Annotated in this window: 5 protein-coding genes; all 5 read left to right on the top strand. The window is 30.4% G+C overall.

What is annotated here, in order from left to right; translation table 11 throughout:
- The coding region (locus SPJ17_RS02350; RefSeq protein WP_321092375.1) for a hypothetical protein at window positions 1–650 on the top strand (650 nt) is incomplete at its 5' end.
- Between the two features lie 11 nt (window positions 651–661).
- Window positions 662–1,102: a hypothetical protein gene (locus SPJ17_RS02345; RefSeq protein WP_321092373.1), complete on the top strand. Its 441-nt coding sequence runs from the start codon at window positions 662–664 to the stop codon at window positions 1,100–1,102.
- A gap of 284 nt (window positions 1,103–1,386) precedes the next feature.
- Window positions 1,387–1,587 (top strand): hypothetical protein, encoded by a 201-nt coding sequence (locus SPJ17_RS02340; RefSeq protein WP_321092370.1) that lies wholly within the window; start codon window positions 1,387–1,389, stop codon window positions 1,585–1,587.
- A gap of 100 nt (window positions 1,588–1,687) precedes the next feature.
- Entirely contained in the window at window positions 1,688–1,888 is a 201-nt protein-coding gene (locus SPJ17_RS02335; RefSeq protein ID WP_321092367.1) for a hypothetical protein, read from the top strand.
- 13 nt (window positions 1,889–1,901) lie between these two features.
- The coding region (locus tag SPJ17_RS02330) for a hypothetical protein (protein WP_321092365.1) at window positions 1,902–2,835 on the top strand (934 nt) is incomplete at its 3' end.

Genomic DNA, 2,835 nt, shown 5'->3' with positions numbered 1-2,835 from the left:
GATTTATTACCCCAGATTCTATAGAATACCTAGATTCATCGAGTGTTATTGGATTAAATCTATATTCATATTGTGGTAATGATCCAGTAAATATGGTAGATGAAGAGGGGAATTCTGGTGTTTTAGCAATTATGTTAATTGCAGGAACTGTTATAGGTGCTGCAACTGGATTTGGATTTTCTGCGGAAAAAGAACTGATTGATAATAACTGGGACTTTTCAAAGGTGAATTGGGGAAAAACTATTAATAATACACTTGTTGGTGCAGCTACAGGATTCTCTCTTGCGATGGGTGTTGGTTTCTTAGGCCTAGTTTTATCAGGAACAGCAGCTGCTGGTGTAATGTCAGCGGGAACGGCATTTGGTATTAGTCTTGGAGTTTCATTTGCTGCTGGATCATTAGGATATGCAACAGAAGAATGGATAAATGGAAGAACACCTGATTTTGTAAAAGCATTGGCAAATGGAGGCTTTGTTGCTGCAGAAGGGGCTATGAATTTTTTGATGGGAGGTATTCTAGGTTCAGTAGGAACTGTAGGAACAAAGGGAAAATTCTTGCGTTCTGTTGAATGGTATGCTAAATTTGCTTTTGCACAAGAATTTACTTTTCCATTCAAATACGGAATCGATATTATTAGGAGAAATCTGTGAGGCGAGTATTTATGAAATATAGATCGTTTTACAACAATTTTTTTGATTCAATAATACTATTATTTACAACCATTTTTTTCATTGTTGGTTATACATTAGTTTTAATATTTGGTATTCTTAACAAAACAAATGAACATTTTATTGTTTCACTAATTGTCACCACTGCGGTATTCGGAATTCTAATAGCATTGTCTTTATTATTGATTATATGGGGGTGTTTTGAAAAGATTTCTTTTGATGAAAAGAATATCTATTCAAAAAAGCCTTTTAGAAAAACAATAAGTATCTCCTTTGATGAAATTCTTGAGTTTTCCGAGAAACAAATTCCGGCAGTTATTTTGGGCGTATATAAGACAAATGCACTAATAATTAAATCTGTAAATAAGTCTATTTGTATTTATTTGGATAAAAAAAAGACAAAAGAAAAAATTTTACAATTAATAAAACGATAACATTACATCAGTATTACTAAATTCATTGATGAGGTCTCTAAATATTCTTTAAATGATGGCTTACCTAAAGAAATTTTAAATAAGCTAATAAAAGAAATTAGAGTACATGAATCATAATCGATTGATGGAAAGAGTACAAAATGTAGAAATAATCTATAATTTTATGTCATAACTTCCATACAGTCACAATACTCCTTTGATGTATACGGACGTAGGGGGGTACGTTTGCGATAAGTGAAACTGTACTGCTAATTGGTGGATTTGCTATTGGAGGAACCACAATCTTGGTATCTATTATGGCTACGTATGGTTTATCAATTTCTGCTAATATGTTAGAAGTTGCAATTACACAAGGTAAAAAAAGTTACTATGATGGAGATGGTTTTTGGGCAGGAGCAAATGATATTAATAATGCAATGTTTGCAAATTCAGGAAATATTTTGAAAGGGGAGAACGCCTCCTCCAAAAACATTGAAAAATGGTAAAGATTTTAAGTATTCAATTATAGACAATGACTCTAATCCAAATAAAACAGAATTCAAAATACTGAATTCATCTACATATAGCATTTCAGAATTAAGTGAAATGATTGATACAATAATGGAAGAAGAAAAAGATGGTAAATTAATAAACAAACGCAAGGTTTTAAATGAATTGAAATGGCATAAGGTTGCATATAATGTTGGATACAAACCTGACGAATCCGCCTCTGCAAATGTTTATTTTAACGCTGACGATGAAGGACATGGCTTTTTTTCTTGGGTTATGAATAATATTTATATTTAGGGGGGGATAACTTATGAAAATTATTGATCCATGGCAGCAAAAAAGTAAAACGTCCAAAATATGGGAATCCATATTATTGGGTTTGATTATAATAATTGTAATTATACCGATGTTGAGTGTAGGAGGACTATATTTACTTCTTTTCTTAATGTTTCAAGAAGTACCATACGAAGTACATCATCCAGCAATCTATTATGTTCAAGACAATTTTTTCCAACTTGGCGATAAGGTCTATTGTATTAATGATGGAAAGTGTATGGTTTTTGATGATAATAAAGAAACAAGAGAGATTGATTTAGAACATATTTCAAATGAATTTTATTTATCAAATGATATTTTATATATTTATTTAGATAATAATATCTACGCATATAATTCTAATTTTGAAGAGATTTCTTTATATGATATTGGCCCCATTTTTGGTAGAATTGGTAGACGTTTTATCGTTTTAGGAGATTATATATATTTTGAAGGGTATAATTATGATTTAAAAAAAGCTGAGATTTATAAATATTCAATGATAACACATACAAAAGAGCCATTAGATTGGGATGGTCAATACCCTGCAGAATTCATCTCTGAAGGAATATATTATGATGATGTTTTTCACAAATATGATGATAGTGTTCATTATTATGGTTACGATTCAAATGTGTTTTTTAATGAGGATTACAAAAGAATAGAACTGAATAAAGAAATAGATAAGATAGTCATTAATGATAAATCATTTAGTTTTGAATATCCTTTTGCGGTTGAAGAATTCGTATATCTAAATTCGGAATGTCTTGTTTTCTCAACTTATACTACATGCAAAGAAGATTGTAGTAACGATATAACCCCCTGTATAAGTCAATTAACGGATGTAAAGCTATGGAAATATGACATTAAAACTGAGCAACTATCCTTAATAAAACAATTTAATGATTATACAATCTTGATTTCCTTTG

The organism is Anaeroplasma sp., assembly GCF_034179385.1.
Lineage (GTDB): Bacteria > Bacillota_I > Bacilli_A > Acholeplasmatales > Anaeroplasmataceae > Anaeroplasma.
This window is presented reverse-complemented; position numbering and strand designations above follow the sequence as displayed.

Coding starts and splice junctions, on each gene's coding strand:
- SPJ17_RS02335 (WP_321092367.1), top strand. CDS start 1,688: ATGATTGATACAATAATGGAAGAAGAAAAAGATGGTAAATTAATAAAC.
- SPJ17_RS02345 (WP_321092373.1), top strand. CDS start 662: ATGAAATATAGATCGTTTTACAACAATTTTTTTGATTCAATAATACTA.